The organism is Micromonospora haikouensis (assembly GCF_000876225.1).
GTDB lineage: Bacteria > Actinomycetota > Actinomycetes > Mycobacteriales > Micromonosporaceae > Micromonospora > Micromonospora haikouensis.
In genome coordinates, this window is sequence record NZ_JXSX01000003.1 from 1,040,461 (window position 1) to 1,061,048 (window position 20,588).

15 protein-coding genes are annotated in these 20,588 nt (G+C 75.3%); 12 read left to right on the forward strand and 3 right to left on the reverse strand.

What is annotated here, in order from left to right:
- Nucleotides 1-86 precede the first annotated feature (86 nt).
- Entirely contained in the window at nucleotides 87-2,594 is a 2,508-nt protein-coding gene (locus TK50_RS25905; RefSeq protein ID WP_422119958.1) for a RelA/SpoT family protein, read from the forward strand.
- 82 nt (nucleotides 2,595-2,676) lie between these two features.
- On the opposite strand, the gene TK50_RS25910 is transcribed toward TK50_RS25905, so the two are convergent.
- Together TK50_RS25910 and TK50_RS25915 are read right to left on the reverse strand one after the other, a co-directional pair.
- Nucleotides 2,677-3,516, reverse strand: a complete 840-nt coding sequence (locus TK50_RS25910) for a peptidylprolyl isomerase (RefSeq protein WP_043967896.1) — start codon at nucleotides 3,514-3,516, stop codon at nucleotides 2,677-2,679.
- A gap of 70 nt (nucleotides 3,517-3,586) precedes the next feature.
- The gene (locus TK50_RS25915) at nucleotides 3,587-4,462 is read right to left on the reverse strand and encodes a peptidylprolyl isomerase (RefSeq protein ID WP_043967898.1); all 876 of its coding nucleotides are present in this window, start codon (nucleotides 4,460-4,462) and stop codon (nucleotides 3,587-3,589) included.
- 256 nt (nucleotides 4,463-4,718) lie between these two features.
- On the opposite strand from TK50_RS25915, the gene TK50_RS25920 reads away from it, so the two are divergent.
- From TK50_RS25920 to TK50_RS25940, 5 genes are all read left to right on the forward strand, one after another.
- A complete protein-coding gene (locus TK50_RS25920; protein ID WP_043967900.1) occupies nucleotides 4,719-5,438 on the forward strand; it encodes an MBL fold metallo-hydrolase in 720 nt (239 codons plus the stop codon).
- A 52-nt stretch (nucleotides 5,439-5,490) separates the two neighbouring features.
- On the forward strand, nucleotides 5,491-6,819 hold the full coding sequence (gene hisS, locus TK50_RS25925; RefSeq protein ID WP_043967902.1) for a histidine--tRNA ligase: 1,329 nt from the start codon (nucleotides 5,491-5,493) through the stop codon (nucleotides 6,817-6,819).
- Between the two features lie 88 nt (nucleotides 6,820-6,907).
- A complete protein-coding gene (locus tag TK50_RS25930) occupies nucleotides 6,908-7,843 on the forward strand; it encodes an acyl-ACP desaturase (protein WP_043967903.1) in 936 nt (311 codons plus the stop codon).
- A gap of 184 nt (nucleotides 7,844-8,027) precedes the next feature.
- Nucleotides 8,028-9,077: a S1 family peptidase gene (locus TK50_RS25935; RefSeq protein ID WP_043967906.1), complete on the forward strand. Its 1,050-nt coding sequence runs from the start codon at nucleotides 8,028-8,030 to the stop codon at nucleotides 9,075-9,077.
- 161 nt (nucleotides 9,078-9,238) lie between these two features.
- Nucleotides 9,239-10,837 (forward strand): MFS transporter, encoded by a 1,599-nt coding sequence (locus TK50_RS25940; protein ID WP_043967908.1) that lies wholly within the window; start codon nucleotides 9,239-9,241, stop codon nucleotides 10,835-10,837.
- Between the two features lie 14 nt (nucleotides 10,838-10,851).
- Here TK50_RS25940 and TK50_RS25945 read toward each other — a convergent pair whose 3' ends face one another.
- Complete coding sequence (locus TK50_RS25945; RefSeq protein WP_043967911.1) at nucleotides 10,852-11,484, reverse strand: DUF998 domain-containing protein; 633 nt, start codon at nucleotides 11,482-11,484, stop codon at nucleotides 10,852-10,854.
- A 229-nt stretch (nucleotides 11,485-11,713) separates the two neighbouring features.
- Here TK50_RS25945 and aspS point away from each other — a divergent pair, with 229 nt between their 5' ends.
- The 6 genes from aspS (at nucleotide 11,714) to TK50_RS25975 (ending at nucleotide 18,332) form a co-directional block, all read left to right on the forward strand.
- Entirely contained in the window at nucleotides 11,714-13,519 is a 1,806-nt protein-coding gene (gene aspS / locus TK50_RS25950; RefSeq protein ID WP_043967913.1) for an aspartate--tRNA ligase, read from the forward strand.
- Between the two features lie 67 nt (nucleotides 13,520-13,586).
- The gene (locus tag TK50_RS25955; protein WP_043967915.1) at nucleotides 13,587-14,399 is read left to right on the forward strand and encodes a sugar nucleotide-binding protein; all 813 of its coding nucleotides are present in this window, start codon (nucleotides 13,587-13,589) and stop codon (nucleotides 14,397-14,399) included.
- A gap of 71 nt (nucleotides 14,400-14,470) precedes the next feature.
- Complete coding sequence (locus TK50_RS25960) at nucleotides 14,471-15,136, forward strand: ArsR/SmtB family transcription factor (protein ID WP_043967916.1); 666 nt, start codon at nucleotides 14,471-14,473, stop codon at nucleotides 15,134-15,136.
- Complete coding sequence (locus TK50_RS25965; RefSeq protein WP_043967917.1) at nucleotides 15,133-16,443, forward strand: MFS transporter; 1,311 nt, start codon at nucleotides 15,133-15,135, stop codon at nucleotides 16,441-16,443. Before TK50_RS25960 ends, TK50_RS25965 begins: the two co-directional genes overlap by 4 nt.
- Nucleotides 16,444-16,547: 104 nt before the next feature.
- Nucleotides 16,548-16,760 carry a hypothetical protein gene (locus tag TK50_RS25970; RefSeq protein WP_043967919.1) on the forward strand — a complete coding sequence of 71 codons (213 nt, stop codon included), beginning with the start codon at nucleotides 16,548-16,550 and terminating at the stop codon, nucleotides 16,758-16,760.
- A 75-nt stretch (nucleotides 16,761-16,835) separates the two neighbouring features.
- Nucleotides 16,836-18,332 (forward strand): replication-associated recombination protein A, encoded by a 1,497-nt coding sequence (locus TK50_RS25975; protein WP_043967922.1) that lies wholly within the window; start codon nucleotides 16,836-16,838, stop codon nucleotides 18,330-18,332.
- Nucleotides 18,333-20,588: the final 2,256 nt, after the last annotated feature.

The following is a 20,588-nucleotide window of genomic DNA, read 5'->3' on the forward strand; positions in this document are numbered from 1 at the left end:
GCATTGCCCATTGCTGACCGGGCGGGTGACCGTCCGGGCGGCGCGAGACCAGGCCGGCCGGACGGTCGGCGCATCCCCGGCGAGCGGTGAGGAGGCCGGTGTCCCACGATGTCGTCCCTCCGGTGGAGGGCACGGTGCACCCGACAGGCGACGCTGACGGTTCGGTGACCGATCGGGGCGCTGACGCCCTGGCCGTGGCGGGTGGGAACGGCGCGGGCCCCGGGTCCGCCGACGGCGCGGCGGCGGGTGCCGGGGCGTCGTTGTTCCCGGCCGACGCCGCCGACGATCCGTCGCAGCTCACCGGCGATCCGTCGCCGAGCGGCGGCTTCGCCCTCTCCAACGCGCCCACCGGGCGGCGGGTGCGGGCGAGGCTGGCCCGGTTCAACGCGCCCTGGCAGACCTCCCAGGTCAGCGAGGTGCTGGAGCCGCTGATCTCCAGCCACCGGGAGAACCACCCGAAGGCCGACGCGAAGCTGATCCAGACCGCGTTCGACACCGCCAACCGCTGGCACTCCGGTCAATACCGCAAGTCCGGCGACCCGTACATCACCCATCCCCTCGCGGTGGCCACCATCCTGGCCAACCTGGGCATGGACACCACGACGCTGGTCGCCGCGCTGCTGCACGACACGATCGAGGACACCGAATACACCCTCGACCAGATGAAGGCCGACTTCGGCCCCGAGGTGACCCTGCTCGTCGACGGGGTGACCAAGCTCGACAAGGTCAAGCTCGGCGACGCCGCGAAGGCGGAGACGATCCGCAAGATGGTCGTGGCGATGGCGAAGGACCCGCGGGTCCTGGTGATCAAGCTGGCCGACCGGCTGCACAACATGCGTACCCTCTCCTTCCTGCCCGCGCCGAAGCGGGAGCAGAAGGCGAAGGAGACGCTGGAGATCCTGGCGCCGTTGGCGCACCGCCTCGGCATGAACACGATCAAGTGGGAGCTGGAGGACCTCGCCTTCGGCACGCTGTTCCCGAAGCGGTACGAGGAGATCCTGCGCCTGATCGGGGAGCACCAGCCGCAGCGGGAGTCGCTGCTGCGCCAGGTGACGCAGAAGGTGGGCACCGATCTGAAGGCCGCCAAGATCAAGGCGGAGACGACGGGCCGGCCGAAGCACCTCTACTCGATCTACCAGAAGATGATCGTGCGGGGCCGCGACTTCAACGACATCTACGACCTGGTCGGGGTGCGCATCCTGGTCGACACGGTGCGCGACTGCTACGCCGCGCTGGGCGTGATCCACGCGAACTGGCAGCCCGTGCCGGGCCGGTTCAAGGACTACATCGCGATGCCCAAGTTCAACATGTACCAGTCGCTGCACACGACGGTCATCGGGCCCACCGGCAAGCCGGTGGAGATGCAGATCCGCACGTACGCGATGCACCGCACCGCCGAGTTCGGCATCGCCGCGCACTGGAAGTACAAGGAGCACAAGGGCACCCAGATCGTCGGCCCGCCCGCGCACATCGACGAGATGACGTGGCTGCGGCAGCTGCTGGACTGGCAGCGGGAGGCGGCGGACCCGAGCGAGTTCCTCGACGCGTTGCGCTTCGACCTGTCGAGCCAGGAGGTGTACGTCTTCACCCCGAAGGGTGACGTCATCCCCCTGCCGACGGGGTCGACGCCGGTGGACTTCGCGTACGCGGTGCACACCGAGGTCGGGCACAAGTGCATCGGGGCGCGGGTCAACGGCAAGCTGGTGCCCCTGGAGTCGACGCTGTCCAACGGCGACGTGATCGAGATCTTCACGTCGAAGTCCGACACGGCCGGGCCGACGCAGGACTGGCTGGGCTTCGTGAAGAGCCCCCGGGCGCGCACGAAGATCCGACAATACTTCAACAAGGAGCGGCGCGAGGAGGCGATCGAGGCCGGCAAGGACGCGATCGTCAAGGCGATGCGCAAGCAGGGCATGCCGTTGCAGCGGATGCTCACCTCCGACGCGCTGATGGCGATCGCCCGGGACCTGCACCTGGCCGACGTGGCGTCGCTGTACGCGGCGGTCGGTGACAGCCAGGTCTCCGCGCAGTCGGTGGTGCAGAAGCTGATGGCCGCGTACGGGGGCGAGGAGGGCGCGGCGGAGGACATCGCCGAGACCGCCGTTGCCACCCGGCCCCCGCGCAGCCGGCAGAGCAGCGCCGACCCGGGTGTGGTGGTGCGGGGCGTCAGCGACGTGTGGATCAAGCTGGCCCGCTGCTGCACCCCGGTGCCGCCCGACTCGGTCTTCGGGTTCGTCACCCGCTCCGGCGGGGTCAGCGTGCACCGCGACGACTGCGCCAACGCCGAGGACCTGCGGGCCCAGGCCGAGCGGGTGGTCGAGGTCAGCTGGAAGCTCACCTCCGCCTCCACGTTCCTGGTGGCCATCCAGGTGGAGGCCCTCGACCGGCACAAGCTCCTCGCCGACGTCACCCGGGTGCTCTCCGACGAGCGGGTCAACATCCTCTCCGCGACGGTCACCACCACCCGCGACCGGGTGGCGGTGAGCCGGTTCAGCTTCGAGATGGCCGACCCGAAGCACCTGGGGCACCTGCTGGCCGCCGTCCGCAAGGTCGACGGGGTGTTCGACGCCTACCGGGTCACCTCGGGGTCCTGAGCCACCCCGGGAAAGCCCGGACACGACAGCGCCCGCCGGCGGTGACCGGCGGGCGCTTCGTCGTGCGGGGTGGGGCGGGCGGTCAGCCCTGCGCCTCGCTCATCGTCATCTTCTTGATGACGACCTCCTTCTTGGGGTGGCCGCCGCCGGCCTGCTTGGCGTACGCGCCGTCGTCGCCGGCCTTCGCGACGTCCTTGACGATGTCCATCCCGCCGGTGATGGTGCCGAGCACGGTGTAGTTCGCGTCCAGCGGCGAGTCGCCGTAGACGATGAAGAACTGGCTGCCCGTGCTGCCCGGCTGCCCCGAGTTGGCCATCGCGATGACGCCCTCCGGGTACGGCGGGCGCTTGTCGGTCGGCAGGTTCTCCTCGGCCATCCGGTAGCTCGGGCCGCCGGTGCCGTCGGTGTCCCGCCAGCCCTTGCCGGTGGCGCTCGGGTCGCCGCACTGGAGCACCTTGATGCCCTCGGTGACCAGGCGGTGGCACTTGGTGTTGTCGAGGAAGCCCTTGCTCGCCAGGTGGGTGAAGCTCGCGGCGGTGCACGGCGCGGCCGACCGGTCGACCTTGGCGGTGATCGGGCCCAGGTTGGTGTCGAACGTCAGCGTCTGGGTGCCCGTGTTCGGTTGCTGGGCGGCCGGCAGCCCGACGTCCTTGATCTCCTTGGTCCGCTGCTCCTTGGGGACCTCGGTCCAGGCGCACTGCACGAAGCCGGGGGCGGCGGCGGTGTCCTGCTTCTTGTCGTCGTCGCCGCCGATGCTGGCGGCGAGCCAGACGGTGCCGGCGACCACGAGCAGCAGGGCCGCCCCGGCCCCGACGATCGCCTGCGTCTGCCGGCGCTTGCGGGCCCTGGCCGCGCGCTCGGCCATCTCCCGCTCGAGCCGGGCGCGCGCCGCCGCGCGCTGCCGCTCTCTGGTGGACGTCACGGTCGATCCTCCTGGACTGTCTCGGGCGCGGCCGGTGCCGCAAAAGGCTGTGGTGTGTGGGGGAGCCGGGTCAGCCGGCGCTCGGGCTGGCCGACGCGCCGCTGGGGGCCGGGGCCGGCGCGGTCGTCGGCTCGCCGACGGTGAGACTCTGGATCACCACGTCGGTCTTCGGCTTGACCTTGGCTCCACTCCCATTGTCCACGGTCGGCAGGGCACCGATCTTCGTGACCACGTCCAGGCCGCCGGTGACCTTGCCGATCACCGGGTAGGCCGGCTTGTCCGGGTCGAAGTCCTTGAAGAAGATCAGGAACTGGCTGCCGTTGGCGCCCGGCGGGTTGGCGACCATCGCCACCGTGCCCTTCGGGTACGCCGGGGGCTGGTCGGGCGCGGGGCTCGCCGACGGGCTGGCCTCGGGGGCCACCGGGACGTTCTCGTCGTAGAACGAGTACGTCGGGCCACCCAGCCCGGTGCCGCTCGGGTCGCCACAGCGCAGCGCGCCCTCGGAGGTGATCTCGTGGCACTTCGTGTTGTCGTAGAAGCCCTTGCTCGCCAGGTGGGCGATGCTCGCCCCGGCGCACGGGGCCGACGCGAGGTCCAGCTCGGCGGTGATCGGGGCGCCCTGGTTGGTGGTGACGGTCAGCGCCCGGGTGCCGGAGGTCGGCAGGCCCTGGGTGGCCGGGGTGCCCACGTCCTTGAGGTTGGTGTTCGCGGTGGCGTCCTGCGGCGTCCAGAGGCAGACGTCCTCGGCGGCCGTGTCCTGCTTCGGGTCGTCGTCGAAGGCGCCCAGCGCCCAGGCCGAACCGGCCACGATCAGCACGAGCACCACGGCGGCGCCGACACCGGCCTGGATCTGCCGTCGGCGTCTGGTCCGGGCGGCCCGTCGCGCCAGCTGCCGGTCGAGCTTGGCCCGCGCCAGTTTGCGCTGCCGGTCCCTGCTGGAAGCCACCCGTGCTCCCCTTCCTCTACCCTGATGGTCACCGGCGGTCGGCGTCGCGCCCCGTCGGGTGCCACGTGCGCCACGCCACACGCCCGCCAGAGTGTACGGGTAGCGGCTGGGAAAGTGGTGTACGAGGTCCGGGCTGGCTTTATCGGAGTTGCTCACTGGGCTGGTGGTGTCACGGGGGCGGGTGGGCCGGCGCGATGCGCCCGCCGCTGCGGCTAGGCTTCCGGTGCAGGCTAGACAGCGACGGAAGGGGAGCGCCGTGCTCGTGGCGAGCTTTCCCGCGGACGCCTTCGGCACCAACTGCTATGTGGTGGCGACCGGGCCGGGGGAGCAGTGCGTGGTGGTCGACCCGGGCATCGGGGTGATCGACCGGCTCGACGCCGTACTCGCCGAGCATCGCCTGCACCCCGCCGCCGTGCTGCTCACCCACGGCCACCTCGACCACACGTTCTCCGTCGCGCCGGTCTGCGGCGCGCGGGGCGTCACCGCGTACGTCCACCCGGAGGACCGGGAGCTGCTGGCCGACCCGGCCAAGGGGCTGTCGATGGACCTCCGCGGGCTCTTCGGCGGCCGGCTGCCCTACTCCGAGCCCGACGACGTCGCCGAGCTGACCGACGGCGCGACCCTGTCGCTCGCCGGGCTGGAGATCACCGTCGACCACGCCCCGGGCCATACCGGCGGGTCGGTGCTGTTCCGGCTGCCCGGCGCGGGCTCGCAGTGGGAGGCCGAGCAGGTCTGCCTCTCCGGCGACGTGCTCTTCGCCGGCTCGATCGGCCGCACCGACCTGTGGGGCGGCAGCATGCCCCGGATGCTCACCAGCCTGCGCGACAAGATCCTCCCGCTGGCCGACGACACGGTGGTGCTGCCCGGCCACGGCCCCGCGACCACCATCGGCCGCGAGCGCGCGAGCAACCCGTACCTCATCGAGGTGGCGGCCTCGGGCGACGCGCGCCCGGCCGCACCCACCCGCGGTCTCTAGGCCGCGCCTCGACCTTTCCCGCGCCGTCGGCGCGGGTGTTGAACGGAGCGTCATGAGCAAGCCCACGCCCATCTCCGGCTTCCCCGAGTGGACCCCGGCGCAGCGGATGATCGAGCAGTTCGTACTGGACCGGATCCGCGCCACCTTCGAGCTGTACGGCTTCGCGCCGCTGGAGACCCGCTCCGTCGAGCCCCTCGATCAGCTGCTGCGCAAGGGGGAGACCTCCAAGGAGGTCTACGTGCTGCGCCGCCTCCAGGCCGACGCCGACGGCCCGGCCGGCGACGACGCCCTCGGCCTGCACTTCGACCTGACGGTGCCGTTCGCCCGCTACGTGCTGGAGAACGCCGGCAAGCTCCAGTTCCCATTCCGCCGCTACCAGATCCAGAAGGTGTGGCGGGGCGAGCGCCCGCAGGAGGGGCGCTACCGGGAGTTCCTCCAGGCCGACATCGACATCGTCGACCGGGACACCCTGCCCGCGCACTACGAGGCGGAGATGCCGCTGGTCATCGGCGACGCGCTGCGGTCGCTGCCGATCCCGCCGGTGACCATCCAGGTCAACAACCGCAAGATCTGCGAGGGGTTCTACCGGGGCATCGGCCTGACCGACCCGGAGGCCGCCCTGCGCGCGGTCGACAAGCTCGACAAGATCGGCCCGGCGAAGGTGGCCGAGCTGCTCGCCGAGACGGCCGGGGCGAGCGAGTCGCAGGCCAAGGCGTGCCTGGCCCTGGCCGAGATCTCCGCCCCGGACGCCTCGTTCGCCGACGCCGTGCGCGGCCTCGGGGTGACCCACCCGCTGCTCGACGAGGGCGTCGCCGAGCTGGTCGCGGTGGTGGAGACGGCCGCCGCGCACTCCCCGGGGCTGTGCGTGGCCGACCTGCGGATCGCCCGCGGGCTCGACTACTACACCGGCACCGTCTACGAGACGTCGCTGGCCGGCTACGAGCGGTTCGGCTCGATCTGCTCCGGCGGCCGGTACGACAACCTGGTCAGCGCCGGTGGCGCGTCCTTCCCCGGGGTCGGCATCTCGATCGGGGTGAGCCGGCTGCTCGGGCTGCTCTTCGGCGCGGGCGCGCTCACCGTGTCCCGCAGCGTGCCGACGTGCGTGCTGGTCGCGGTGACCAGCGAGGAGCGGCGGGCGGCGAGCAACGCCGTCGCCGACGCGCTGCGCCGCCGGGGGGTGCCCACGGAGGTCGCGCCGAGCGCGGCGAAGTTCGGCAAGCAGATCCGGCACGCCGAGCGGCGCGGCATCCCGTACGTGTGGTTCCCCGGCGCCGACGGGGCGCCCGACGAGGTGAAGGACATCCGCTCCGGCGAGCAGGTGGTCGCGGCGGCCGGGGAGTGGACCCCGCCCCGGGCCGACCTGTCGCCCCTGGTGAGCTGAGGGGACGCCGCGCGGGCCGGGCGCTACTGGCGCGTACGGCGCGGAAGACCTACGGTGGCGTAAGTTACGCCACCGTAGGGAGAACCTCGTGACCGAACTCAGCCAGACCGCCCTGCTCGTCGAGCTCGAACCCGTCGTGGCGAAGAACCTCGACCGCCACCTCTCGATGGCGAAGGAGTGGTTCCCGCACGAGTACGTGCCGTGGAGCGAGGGGCGCACCTTCGACGGCCCGCTCGGTGGGCAGGCGTGGTCGCCGCAGGACTCGACGATCCCCGAGATCGCGCGCACCGCGCTGATCGTGAACCTGCTGACCGAGGACAACCTCCCCTCGTACCACCACCAGATCGCCACCCTCTTCGGCCCGGACGGGGCGTGGGGGACGTGGGTGGGCCGGTGGACCGCCGAGGAGGGCCGGCACGGCACCGCCATCCGCGACTACCTGACGGTGACCCGGGCGGTGGACCCGGTGGCGCTGGAGCGGGCCCGGATGGTGCACATGACCGCCGGCTACACCAACTCCCACGACGACTCGATGCTGCGCTCGCTGGCATACGTGTCGTTCCAGGAGCTGGCCACCCGGATCTCGCACCGCAACACGGGCCGGGTGGCCGGCGACCCGGTGTGCGAGGCGCTGCTGGCCCGCGTCGCCGCCGACGAGAACCTGCACATGGTCTTCTACCGCAACCTGCTCGCCGCCGCCCTGGAGGTGGCCCCGAGCCAGGCGATGCGGGCCATCGCCGAGGTCCTCGCCGACTTCCAGATGCCCGGCGTGGGCATCGAGGGCTTCGCCCGCAAGTCGGTGGCGATCGCCCTGGCCGGCATCTACGACCTGCGTCAGCACCGCGACGAGGTGGTCGTCCCGGTGCTGCGGCAGTGGGACATCTTCAACGTGACCGGGCTGAACGCCGACGGCGAGGCCGCCCGCGACCAGATCGCCGCCCACCTGGACACCCTCCAGGTGCACGCGTCCCGTTTCGAGGAGAAGCGCGACGCCCGCGCGGCCCGCCTGGCCGCCGCCCGCTGACCCGTCCCCCGGAACGGGGGTGGCGGGTGGCTCGGGTGAAACGGGGCGAAGCCGGGTCTTGCGAGTGAATCCAAGTATGTGAATACTTCAGTTCACTCGGCCGGTTCACCCCAGCTCCGGCCGGTGGTCCTCGGGTCCGTCACCCCCGGCGCGACCCGTTCACCCCCTTCCGGGAGGTTGTTACATGCGACCCACGAGGTCAACGCTCCTCCGCGCCGTGTCCGTCGCCGCCGCCGGCACCCTGGTCGCCACCGCGCTGATCGGCGCCCCCGCCCAGGCCGCCCCCGCCGCCTCGCCCGACGCTGCCGCCACCCTGGCCGAGCGGCTCGGTGACCGCTCCGCCGGCACGTACGCCGACGCCAGCGGCAGGATGGTCGTCACCGTGACCGACGCGGCCGCCGCCCGCCAGGTCCGCGCCTCCGGCGCCATCGCCAAGCTCGTCAAGCGGGGCGCCGCCGAGCTGGACCGGGCCACCGCCGAGCTGGAGCGCTCCGCGAAGATCCCGGGCACCGCGTGGTGGACCGACCCGGTCACCAACCAGGTCGTCGTCTCCGTCGACAGCACCGTCACCGGCGCCAAGCTGGAGCGCGTCAAGGCCGCCGCCGCCCGGACCGGCGGCGCCGTCCGCATCGAGGCCGAGGCCGGCGTGCTGAGCACCCGCATCTCCGGCGGCCAGGCGATCTACGCCGCCGGCGGCGGCCGCTGCTCGCTCGGCTTCAACGTGCGCAGCAGCTCCGGCGTGACCTACTTCCTGACCGCCGGGCACTGCACCAACATCGCCTCGACCTGGTACTCGAACTCGGGCCAGACCAGCGTCCTGGGCACCCGCGCCGGCACCAGCTTCCCGGGCAACGACTACGGCATCGTCCGGCACAGCAACTCCGCCAACGCGACCGGCAACGTCTCCCTCTACAACGGCAGCTACCAGGACGTCACCGGCGCGGCCAACGCGTTCGTCGGCCAGAGCGTGCAACGCTCCGGCAGCACCACCGGCCTGCGCGGCGGCACGGTCGGGGCGCTCAACGCCACGGTGAACTACGCCGAGGGCTCCGTCTCCGGCCTGATCCGCACCAACGTCTGCGCCGAGCCGGGCGACAGCGGCGGCTCGCTGTTCAGCGGCACCAGCGCCATCGGCCTCACCTCCGGCGGTAGCGGCAACTGCACCCGCGGCGGCACCACCTACTTCCAGCCGGTCACCGAGGCGCTCAGCGTCTACGGCGTCAGCATCATCTGATCCACCGCGCCCTCGCGAAGCGGGTCGCCGGCCTCCGGCGGCCCGCTTCCGGCGTACCCCGGCACCCGGCGGAGCCGGAAGAGGCCGGGACCGGCGGCCCGGTCGGGCGGGATCCGCGCGCGGATCGACTGGGCGGGCCGAACCGGGGTACCTTGCGCCCGGTGAGCGCCACACCGCCTTCCGCCCCGCCCGCGTCGGCCTGGGCCCCGCTGCGCCTCGCCGTGTTCCGCAGCCTGTGGCTGGCCGTGCTGGCCAGCAACGTCGGCACCTGGATGCAGACCGTCGGCGCCCAGTGGCTGCTGGTCGACCAACCCAACGCCCCCACCCTGGTCGCCCTCGTGCAGACCGCGAGCATGCTGCCGGTGCTGCTGCTGGCCCTGCCGGCCGGCGCGCTCGCCGACACCCTCGACCGGCGTCGGCTGCTCATCGGCGTGCAGTGCTTCCTGGCCGCCGTGGGGGTGCTGCTGACCGCGCTCACCGCCGCCGACCGGATGCCGCCGGCCCTGCTGCTCAACCTCACCTTCGCCCTCGGCGTCGGCCAGGCCCTCACCCTGCCCGCCTGGCAGGCGGTGATCCCGGAGCTGGTGCCCCGGGAACAGCTCGTCAACGCCTCCGCGCTCGGCTCGATCAGCGTCAACCTGGCCCGCTCCGTCGGCCCGGCGGTGGCCGGCGTGCTGGTCGCCCAGGCCGGGGTGGCGGTGGTCTTCGCGGTGAACACCGCGTCCTTCGCGATCTTCGCCGGGGCGCTGCTGCGCTGGCGGCCGGACCGCCCCGACGGCCCGGCCATGCCGGAGCGGTTCACCGCCGCGCTGCGCGCCGGCGGCCGGTACGTGCGCCACTCGCCGGTCGTCCGCCGCATCCTGCTGCGGGCCGCGCTGTTCGTGGTGCCCGGCAGCGCGCTGTGGGCGCTGCTGCCGCTGGTGGCCAGCCAGCGCCTCGGCCTGGGCCCCGGCGGGTACGGCGTGCTGCTCGCCGCGCTCGGCGTCGGCGCGGTCGCCGGCGCGCTCGTGCTGCCCCGGGTGCGCCGGGCGCTCACCGCCAGCCAGCTCCTCCTCGTCGCCGGGCTGGTCTACGGCGGGGCGCTGCTGGTGCTGGCCCTCGTGCCCGTGCCGGCCCTGGTCACGGCGGCGCTGGTGCCCGCCGGGCTGGCCTGGATGACCGTGCTGTCCACCGTGAACGCCGCGATGCAGCTCTTCCTCCCCGGCTGGGTACGCGCCCGGGGGCTGTCGGTCTACCAGATGGTCTTCGCCGGCGGGCAGGCGCTCGGCGCCCTCGCCTGGGGCGCACTCGGCGAGCTCGCCGGCCTGGTCACCGCGCTCGCCGTGGCCGGGGCGGCCATGGCCGTCGCCGCGCTCACCGTGCCGTTGTGGCCGCTGCGCGACACCCGCGGGGTCGACCGGGACCCGGCCGTCTACTGGCCCGAGCCGCACCTGATGCTGGACGCGCACCCGCGCACCGGGCCCGTGCTGGTGACCGTCTCCTACACCGTGCCGCCCGAGCGGCAGGACGCCTTCGTCGAGGCGATGCGGGCGGTGGGCCGGTCGCGGCGGCGCACCGGGGCGATGCGCTGGGGGCTGTTCCGGGCGGGGGAGCGGGCGCACGGCTTCGTCGAGGTGTACCAGGTGCCGTCCTGGGAGGAACACCTGCGCCAGCACGGCGGCCGGCTCACCGGCGCCGACCGGGCGGCGGAGGAGCGGGCGAGGGCGCTCACCGAGGGCGACGTCCACGTCGCCCACCTCCTCCCCGCCGACGAGCCGTAGCGACCGCGCCGTGGTCAGCGCCGGCTCAGCCACCCGGCGACCAGCGCGGGGCAGAGCGCCTCCGCGCCGGCGGCCACCCGCTCGGCCAGGCCGATCCGCTCCCCGCCGGTGGCCAGCTCGATCGCGAACCAGGCCACCGGCACCAGCAGCCCCACCGCAAGCGCGGCCCAGGCGGCCCGCCCGTGGGTGTGGTGAGCCGGGTGCCCGCCTCCCGGGCGCAGCGCGTCCCCGCGCGGGCGGCCGGCCCGTGGCCCCCCGGTGCCGGCGGGGGCGAACGCCGGCCAGACGGCCAGCGCGCCGAACGCTACGGCGGCGGCCAGCGCGTGCGGTGCCGAGCCGCCGTCGGCCGGCAGCGGGAACGCCGCCACCGCGAGCGTGGCGACCCCGCCCAGCGCGAGCAGCGCCCGCCCCCCGACCGCCAGCGGCCGCAACCCGGCGGCGGTCACGCAGTGGCACAGGCCGAGCCCGACGAGGCCGAGCGTCATGATCCACCGGTCGGCCGCGCCGACGGCCGCGAGCGCGCTGATCGTGCCGGAGACCTGGTCGAACCCGCCGGGCTGCCGGGCCGCGCCGAGCAGCCAGCCGCCGACCAGGAACACCGGCGCCGCGCCGGCGGAGAGCAGGGCCCACGGGGGTACGACACGCATCCGGCACACCGTACGCGGCGCGGGGCGGGTCGGCGCGTCGGCGGTGCTCCGGCGGCGCATCGGCGGCGCTCCCGCGGCGCGGGACGGGTTCGCAGGGGTCCCTTGTACAACAGAAAGCGTTGACAAGGGCCCTCCTTACCCCCCAACCGCGCCCGGTGACGGCAGGGGGCGGGGCACCCTGACAGAATGCGAGGGCAGACCGAACGCAGACGATGAGGAGACGCAAGCCGTGATCCGTACCCATGACGCCGGCAGCCTGCGCGCGACGGACGCCGGCACCACGGTGACGCTCGCCGGGTGGGTCGCCCGCCGGCGCGACCACGGCGGTGTCATCTTCGTCGATCTGCGCGACGCCTCGGGCGTCGTGCAGGTGGTCTTCCGCGAGGAGGACGCCCACGCGCTGCGCAACGAGTTCTGCGTGAAGGTGACCGGCGAGGTGACCCGCCGGCCCGAGGGCAACGAGAACCCGGAGCTGCCCACCGGCGGGATCGAGGTGACCGCGAGCGGGCTGGAGGTGCTCTCGGAGGCCGCGCCGCTGCCGCTGCCCGTCGACGACCAGGTCGAGGCCGGCGACGACATCCGGCTCAAGTACCGCTACCTGGACCTGCGCCGGGGCGGCCCGGCGAAGGCGATGCGGCTGCGGTCGCGGGCCAACCAGCTCGCCCGGGGCGTGCTGCACGAGCGCGACTTCCTGGAGATCGAGACGCCGACGCTGACCCGGTCCACCCCGGAGGGCGCGCGCGACTTCCTGGTCCCGGTCCGGCTCCAGCCGGGCAGCTGGTACGCGCTGCCGCAGTCCCCGCAGCTGTTCAAGCAGCTGCTGATGGTCGGCGGCATGGAGCGCTACTACCAGATCGCCCGCTGCTACCGCGACGAGGACTTCCGCGCCGACCGGCAGCCGGAGTTCACCCAGCTCGACATCGAGATGTCCTTCGTCACCGAGGACGACGTGATCGACCTCGGCGAGGCGATCGTGTCGGCGCTCTGGTCCGACCTGGCCGGCTACGAGATCCCCCGGCCCATCCCGCGCATCACCTGGCACGACGCGATGGCCCGGTACGGCTCCGACAAGCCGGACCTGCGCTACGGCGTGGAGCTGACCGAGCTGACGGACTACCTGCGCGGCACGGCGTTCCGGGTGTTCGCCGGGGCGATCGACGCGGGCGGGTACGTCGGCGCGGTCGTCATGCCGGGCGGCGCGGGCCAGACCCGCAAGGAGCTGGACGGCTGGCAGGACTGGGCGAAGGCGCGCGGCGCGAAGGGCCTCGCGTACGTGGTGCTCGACGCCGAGACCGGCGCGCCGCGGGGCCCGGTGGCGAAGAACCTCTCCGAGGAGCACCTGGCGGGGCTGGCCGACGCGGTCGGCGCGAAGCCCGGCGACGCGGTGTTCTTCGCGGCCAGCGCCGACGCCCGGGAGGCGCAGGAGCTGCTCGGCGCGGCCCGCATCGAGATCGCCAAGCGGGCGAAGCTGATCGACGAGTCGGCGTGGGCGTTCTGCTGGGTGGTCGACGCCCCGATGTTCGAGAAGACCGACGAGGGCGGCTGGACGGCCGTGCACCACCCGTTCACCTCGCCGAACGCCGAGTGGGTGGACCGGTTCGAGGAGGCACCGGACCGGGCGCTGGCGTACGCGTACGACATCGTCTGCAACGGCAACGAGATCGGCGGCGGGTCGATCCGTATCCACCGGGGCGACGTGCAGCAGCGGGTGTTCGACCTGCTCGGCATCACCCCCGCCGAGGCGCAGGACAAGTTCGGCTTCCTGCTGGAGGCGTTCAAGTACGGCGCCCCGCCGCACGGCGGCATCGCGTTCGGCTGGGACCGGGTCTGCATGCTGCTGGCCGGCGCGGACTCGATCCGCGAGGTGATCGCGTTCCCGAAGACCCGGGGCGGCTTCGACCCGCTGACGGGCGCGCCGACGCCGATCACCGCGCAGCAGCGCGCCGAGGCGGGCATCGACGCCAAGCCGAAGGCCCCGACCGGCGCGCACGCCGGCACCGCCGGCCCGGCCGCCCCGGTGGCCGACCCGGTCTGAGCGAGCGGCGATCCCGGCGGGCGGCGCTTCGGCGGCCGTCCGCCGGCCGGCGGGAGGAAGCGGGGGCGTGACGCTGCTCGTGGTGGGTGCCAGCGGGTACCTCGGCGGCGAGGTGTGCCGCCGGGCCGTCGCGGCGGGGCAGCGGGTGGTCGGCACGTACCACGCCAACCCCGGCGCGCCGGCCGGCGTCGAGGCGCGCCGGCTCGACGTGACCGACCGGGCCGCCGTGCGCGCGCTGGTCGCGGCGGTGCGGCCGGCCGCCGTGGTGAGCACCCCCTACCGGTACGACGACTGGACGGTCACCGCCGACGGCGCGGCGAACGTGGCGTACGCCGCCGCGGAGGCGGGCGCGCGGCTGGTGCACCTGTCCAGTGACGCGCTGCACGCCGGCCGGCCCGAGCCGTACGCCGACGACGACGTGCCGACGCCGGTGTTCGCGTACGGGGCGGCGAAGGCGGCGGCGGAGACCGCCGTGCGGGCGGTCGACCCGGGCGCGGCGCTGGTGCGTACCTCGTTGATCGTGGGCGACGAGCGGAGCAAGCAGGTCCGGCTCTGCCTGGCCGCCCTCGCGGGCCGGGGTGCCCTGTTCACCGACGAGCTGCGCTGCCCGGTCGACGTGGGCGATCTGGCCGCCGCCGTGCTGGAGCTGGCCGCGTCGGACTACGCCGGCCCGCTCAACGTGGCGGGCCCGGACGCGGTCAGCCGCGCCGAGCTGGGGCTGCTGGTGGCCCGGCGGTTCGGGCTCGACCCGGGCGGCCTGCGGACCGCCACGAGCGCCGCGTCGGGCCTGGCCCGCCCCGTCGAGGTACGCCTCGACAGCTCCCGCGCCGCCGGCCTGCTGCGCACCCGCCTGCGCGGGGTGCACGAGCTGCTCGGCTGAACCGACCCGTCGCATCCCCGACTCTGCACAGATGTTGTGCACAACTTCTGTGCACAGTTATTGTGCATGCCATGGAGAACGTCTCGGAAACCTCGGAGAACGGGGCGGCGCGGCCCGCGCCGCGTACCGTCCGGCTCGACCACCGGCAGGTGCGGGTGCTCGCCCACCCCCTGCGCATGCGCCTCGTCGGGGCGCTGCGGGTGAAGGGCCCGGCCACCGCCACCGACCTCGCCGAGACGCTCGGCACCAACACCGGCGCGACCAGCTACCACCTGCGGCAGCTCGCCGAGGTCGGCCTGGTCGTGGAGGACCCGGAGCTGGGCACCGGGCGGCAGCGCTACTGGCGCGCCGCGCACCAGGTGACCCAGTGGGAGCCCAGCGACTACGACGACGACCCCGACGCCCGCGCCGCGATCGAGTGGATCGAGGGCGACCAGGTGCGCTACCTGACGCAACACGCCGAGCAGTGGTTCGCCCGGCGGCACGAGTGGTCGCCGGCCTGGCGCGACGCGTTCGGCATGGGCGACGTGTTCATGACCGTCCCGCCCGAGCGCCTCCAGGCCCTCAAGGACGAGCTCTGGGCGGTCTTCGAGCGCTACCGGGCGGAGGCCGACCCCGCCGCGCCCGGCGCCGAGCAGGTGCAGATCTACCTGGCCGCCTACCCGATGCTGGCCGAGCTGCGGCTCGCCGCCCCGATCTCCGACACCGCCCCGCTTCCCGACGAGGACAAGCCGTGACTGCGCTGACCGTACGCCAGGTCCACGTCCGCTACCTGGTCCTGTACGGCCTGCGCTGGCTGCCGGGCGGCCTGATGATCCCGGTGATGATCCTGCTGATGCAGGAGCGCGGGATGTCGCTGTCCCAGATCGGCCTGGCCGGCATCGCGCAGGGCCTCATCGTCCTCGCGCTGGAACTGCCGACCGGCGGGCTCGCCGACGCGCTCGGCCGCAAGCCGGTGCTCGCCGCGGCCTGGGCCGTCGGCCTCGTCTCGTTCGCCGTCTTCGCCGTGGCGCACTCGTTCTGGCTGTTCTTCCTGGCCTGGGCGTTGCAGGGCGTCTACCGCGCGCTCGACAGCGGCCCCCTGGAGTCCTGGTACGTCGACGCCACCCTCGCCGCCGACCCCGACGCCGAGTACGAGCGCGGCCTCGGCCACGCCGGCACCGTCATCGGCCTCGCCATCGGCGCGGGCGCGTTGATCAGCGGCGGCCTCGTCGCCCTCGGCCCGGTCGGGCCGGTCAGCGCGCTGACCCTGCCGGTGCTGGCCGCCATCGTGCTGCAGGCCGTGCTGCTGGTCGCGTTGCTGGTCCTGCTCCGGGAGGCCCGCACCGCCCGGGGGCCGGCGGCCCTGCGCGCCTCGGTGGCGGCGGCCCCCCGCATGGTCGGGCAGGCGGTCGGCCTGCTGCGCCGCTCCCGGGTGCTGCTCGCCCTGGTCGCGGTCGAGCTGTTCTGGGGCTTCGGCATGGTCACCTTCGAGACGCTGCTGCCCGTACGCCTCGCCGAGGTGGTCGGCGACGCCGACCGGGCCGCCGCGCTGCTCGGCCCGGCCAGCTCGGCGGCCTGGCTGGCCAACGCCCTCGGCGCCGCGCTCATCCCGCTCCTGTCCCGCCGGATCGGGGCCGCGCCGGCCGCCGGGCTGCTGCGGATCCTGCAGGGCGCGACCGTGGTCGGCATGGGCCTGCTCGCCGGCCCGGTGGGGGTGATCGTCGCCTACCTGGCCTGCTACGCCGTGCACGGCGCGTCGAACCCGCTGCACATGGGGCTGCTGCACCGCCAGGTCGACGGCCCGTACCGCACCAGCGTGCTCTCGCTCAACTCGATGGTGGCCCAGCCGGCCGGTGCGCTCGGCGCGCTGACGCTGACGGCCCTCGCCGAGCACACCAGTGTCAGCGCGGCGATGCTGGTCGGCGCGGTGGTGCTCGCCATGGCCGCCCCGCTGTACCTGCCCGCCTGGCGGGCCGGTCGCGCCCCCGCCGTTGCCGATCCCACCCCCGCCCCCGCCGCTTCCAGGGAGCCCGTTCCTGCACCGCGGGCGAGCGGGCGGTGACCCACCGTCGCGCAGGCGAGCCCGGTCCACCGTGGAGATTGGCGATCGGACCGATTGGGTACATCACGCGGCGACCTACTGGGAACCCCCACCGGAGGACCGTCATGCTCGCCATTCTCGCGGCCGTCGTCTTCGGCTTCGCCCTGTTGCTCGACCTGCTCGACACCGACTTCGGCGCGCCGGACCTGTTCAACGTGCACACCCTGCTGATGCTGGGCCTGCTGCTGCTCTCCCTCTACCTGGCCGGCGTGGGCAGCGGTCCGCGCGGCGGTGGTGGCGGCCGCTGGTACCGGGGCCGCCGCCCCGGCCGCGGCTGACCGTAAATGATCTAACCGGGCCGGGCCCGCAGCGCAGTTCCGGCGCGGCGGACCCGGCCCGGTACTGTCTTCGTGATGGAGTCCGACGCTCTCTTCTCGCTCGGCGCACCCGCCGGGGCGCACGGTGCCCCCACGGGTGCCGTCGGCGTCGACGGCTTCACCCCCGTGGCGGCCGACTCCCCGCTTCCCGTCCGGATGCGCCCGGCCAGCATCGACGAGCTGGTGGGGCAGCAGCACCTGCTCGCGCCGGGCGCGCCGCTGCGCCAACTCGTCGGCGGCGCCACCCCGATGTCGGTGATCCTCTGGGGGCCGCCCGGCTGCGGGAAGACCACGATCGCCCACCTTGTGGCGAACGCCACCGACCGCCGCTTCGTGGCCATGTCGGCGCTCACCGCCGGGGTCAAGGACGTCCGCGCGGTGATCGACACCGCCCGCCGGCAGCGCCGCTCCGGGGGCCCGCCGACCGTCCTGTTCATCGACGAGGTGCACCGGTTCAGCAAGACCCAGCAGGATTCGCTGCTCGCCGCGGTGGAGGACCGGACGGTCACCCTGCTCGCGGCGACCACGGAGAACCCGTACTTCTCGGTCATCTCACCGCTGCTGTCGCGGTGCGTGCTGCTCACCCTCCAGCCGCTGGACGACGCGGCCGTGCGCGACCTGCTGCGCCGGGCGGTCACCGACGCGCGCGGCCTCGCCGGCGCGTTCACCCTCCAGGCCGACGCCGAGGACCATCTCGTCCGCCTCGCCGGCGGCGACGTGCGCAAGGCCCTGACCGCCCTGGAGGCCGCGGCGGCCTCGGCGGCGGCGCTGGGCGTCGACCGGATCGACCTGGCCACCGCCGAGCAGGCGGTGGACGTCGCGGCGGTGCGCTACGACCGGGCCGGCGACGCGCACTACGACGTGACCAGCGCCTTCATCAAGAGCATGCGCGGCTCCGACGTCGACGCGGCGCTGCACTGGCTGGCCCGGATGCTGGTGGCCGGCGAGGACGCCCGGTTCATCGCCCGCCGCCTGGTCATCTTCGCCAGCGAGGACGTCGGGATGGCCGACCCGGGCGCGCTGGGTGTGGCCACCGCCGCCGCGCAGGCCGTGGAGTTCGTCGGCCTGCCCGAGGCGCAGCTCAACCTCGCCCAGGCCGTGATCCACCTGGCCACCGCGCCGAAGTCCAACTCGGCGACCACCGCGATCGGGGCCGCCACGGCCGACGTCCGCGCCGGCCGGGGCGGACCGGTCCCGCGCGGCCTGCGCGACGCCCACTACTCCGGCGCGCGGGGGCTCGGCCACGGCACGGGCTACCGCTACCCGCACGACGACCCCCGGGGAGTGGTCACCCAGCAGTACGCTCCCGACGATCTTGTCGGTGCCGACTACTACCGTCCCAGCGGGCACGGTGCGGAGCGGGCGGTGGCCGCCCGGCTGCCCCTGCTGCGCCGGATCGTCCGGGGGCTGCCGGCCCCGGCGCGTCCGGACGAACCCGCCCCGGCAGGGAACGGCCGCCACCCGTCGGGCAACGGGCACGCCAGCGCGGCGGACGAGGACGGCACGGGCGCCGTCGGGGAGGGTCAGCAGTGAGATCCCGTGGTTCGGAGCGACCGGAGGACGGCCCCGAGGAGCGGCGCGAGCCGCGCCCCAAGGGGCGCCGGTGGGGCCGGGGCCGACCCGACAGCGAGCCCGAGGAGCCGGTGGCCGGCGAGGAGTTCGGCTGGATCGACGACCTGCGCTCCGCCAAGCAGCAGCGCGGCGAGCTGGGGCCCGGCGGCGCGCCGGGGCAGGCCCCGCCGCCCGACCAGCCCGACCCGCAGGCACGACAGGCTCCGACCGCGCCTGCGGCCCCGGCGCGCGGCGGCGAACCGGGTCCGGCGCGTCCGCGACCGGTCGACGGCCCGTGGCCCGGCTCGCCGCAGCCGGCCCGCCGCCCCGGGCCCGCCGAGCCGCCCCGCCCGCCGCAGGCCGCACCGCCGCACCTCCTGCCGCAGGGCCCTCCGCAGCCGCCCCACCAGCCGAACCGCCCGCCGCACGGCTCGGCGGAACCGCCCCGGGCTCCCCAGCAGGCGGCCCGGCCACCGCAGGGCCCCGCGCAGCCGCCGGCAGGGCCGTCGGCCCCGCCGGCCGGGCCGATGCCGGGGCCGGCCCAGTCGTCGGTCCCGCCCCGCCCGACGGGTCAACCGTCCGGGCCGCCGTACCCGGCGGGTCAGCCCGCCCGGGCCCCGTACCCGGCGGACGCCGCGCCCCGGCGTCCGCGCGACGACGGTGAACCGTCCGGCGAACTGCCCCGAGCGGCGGCACCGGCGGGCGAGCGGGCCGGCGGACCCTCGGCGTCGGCGACCGGTGCACCCGGGCAGCGCCCCCGCCCGCTGGGTCCACCCGGAGCACCCGTGGCCCCGCCCGCGCGTGGTGGTCAGCCCTCGACCGGCGACTGGCCGGTCGTCCCCGCCGGGTCGCCCCCGGCCGGCCGGGCCGCCGCCCCGGCACCTCCCGCCGGCCGGGCCGCCGCCCCGGCACCTCCCGCCGGCCGGGCCGCTGCCCCGCCGCCGCCTGCCGGCCGGGCCGTCAGCCCGCCGCCTCCGGCCGGTCGGGCCGCGGCTCCGCCGTCCGGGCCGCACCGCGCCGCGCCGGGGCCCGCGGGCCCGCCCTACCCGGCCCCGATGCCTCCCGGCGACGAGCCCCGGCGCGGGCCGGCGGGCGAGCGCCCCGGCGGCCCCGCCGCACCCGCCGCGGACGAGCCGACGGGTCGTGGCACCGCCGGGCCGGTCGCGCCCGTGCCCGGCCCGGTCGGTCGCCGGCGGGCCGCCGAGGAGCAGCCGCCGATCGTCCCGCTCAGCGGCAACGCCCCCGAGGTGCCCGGGCTGCCCAACGGCCCCACCGGCGCGGATCCGGCCGTCGCCCAGGGGCCGGCGGCCGCAGGCCGGGAGCCCGGCCGCCGCCGGGCCCAGCCCGAGGCGGACCCGGGCGAGGCGACGTCGCACCGTCCGACCGGCCCCGTCGACGCCGGGTACCCCGGCCCCGTCGAGCCGGGCGGCCCCCCGCAGGGCCGGGGCGACCGGCCGCAGCGTCCGGCGGAGTGGCTGCGCCAGGCCGGTCGGGGCACCCACACGGACACCGCGATGCCGATGGTCAACCGGGCGGGCGTGCCCGCGCCGCCACCGGGTGTCGCGCCGCCGGTCGGGGAGCCGGGCCACCGGCCCGGTGACGGCGGCCGGGGCACCGGGGCGCCGCACGGCACCGGTGCCGGGCCGGCAGCCCCGATGGGCAGGGCCCGGCCCGCCACCGCGCCCGTCGACCCGGCGGAGGAGCCGGTCCCACTGCCCACCGGCCGGGCGGCGGCGCCGTCCCGTCCGCAGGTCGCGGGCCCACGCACCGGGGAACCCCGTCCGCCGGCAGATCCCCGTGCGGGAGGCCGCCGTCCGGCAGCGGACCCGCGTACGGGCGAGGTGGGCCGGCCACCGGTGGACCCGCGTACGGGTGAGCTGCGGCCGCCGGTGGCGGATCCGCGCACCGGTGACGTGCGTCCCGGGCCGGCGGAGGAGCGCCGCCCGCAGGCCCCGCCGGTCGGGTCCGGCCCTCGGCCCGGTGCCGGCCGCCGCTCCAACCCGGATCCCCGGTCCGGGGCTGCCGCCGGCCCTCGGCCCGCAGGCTCCGCCCCCGAGTCCGGGCCGACCGCCCGGGCGTCGGCGGCCCCCACCGCGCCCGGTCGAGCCACCCCACCCGGTGGTCCCGCCGCCGGCCGGGGGGTCGTTCCCGGGCCCGGTGGCGCCGGCCCGGTCCACCCGCCGTCCGGCCCCGCCGGCCGGGCCGCGCCTCCGTCCGGTCCCGCCGCACCTCCGCCCG

What these genes read in the sequence shown, in the direction of transcription:
- TK50_RS25960 (WP_043967916.1), top strand. Translation starts at nt 14,471, where the DNA reads ATGGAGAACGTCTCGGAAACCTCGGAGAACGGGGCGGCGCGGCCCGCG.
- hisS (WP_043967902.1), top strand. Translation starts at nt 5,491, where the DNA reads ATGAGCAAGCCCACGCCCATCTCCGGCTTCCCCGAGTGGACCCCGGCG.
- TK50_RS25945 (WP_043967911.1), bottom strand. Translation starts at nt 11,484, where the DNA reads ATGCGTGTCGTACCCCCGTGGGCCCTGCTCTCCGCCGGCGCGGCGCCG.
- TK50_RS25975 (WP_043967922.1), top strand. Translation starts at nt 16,836, where the DNA reads ATGGAGTCCGACGCTCTCTTCTCGCTCGGCGCACCCGCCGGGGCGCAC.
- TK50_RS25935 (WP_043967906.1), top strand. Translation starts at nt 8,028, where the DNA reads ATGCGACCCACGAGGTCAACGCTCCTCCGCGCCGTGTCCGTCGCCGCC.
- TK50_RS25970 (WP_043967919.1), top strand. Translation starts at nt 16,548, where the DNA reads ATGCTCGCCATTCTCGCGGCCGTCGTCTTCGGCTTCGCCCTGTTGCTC.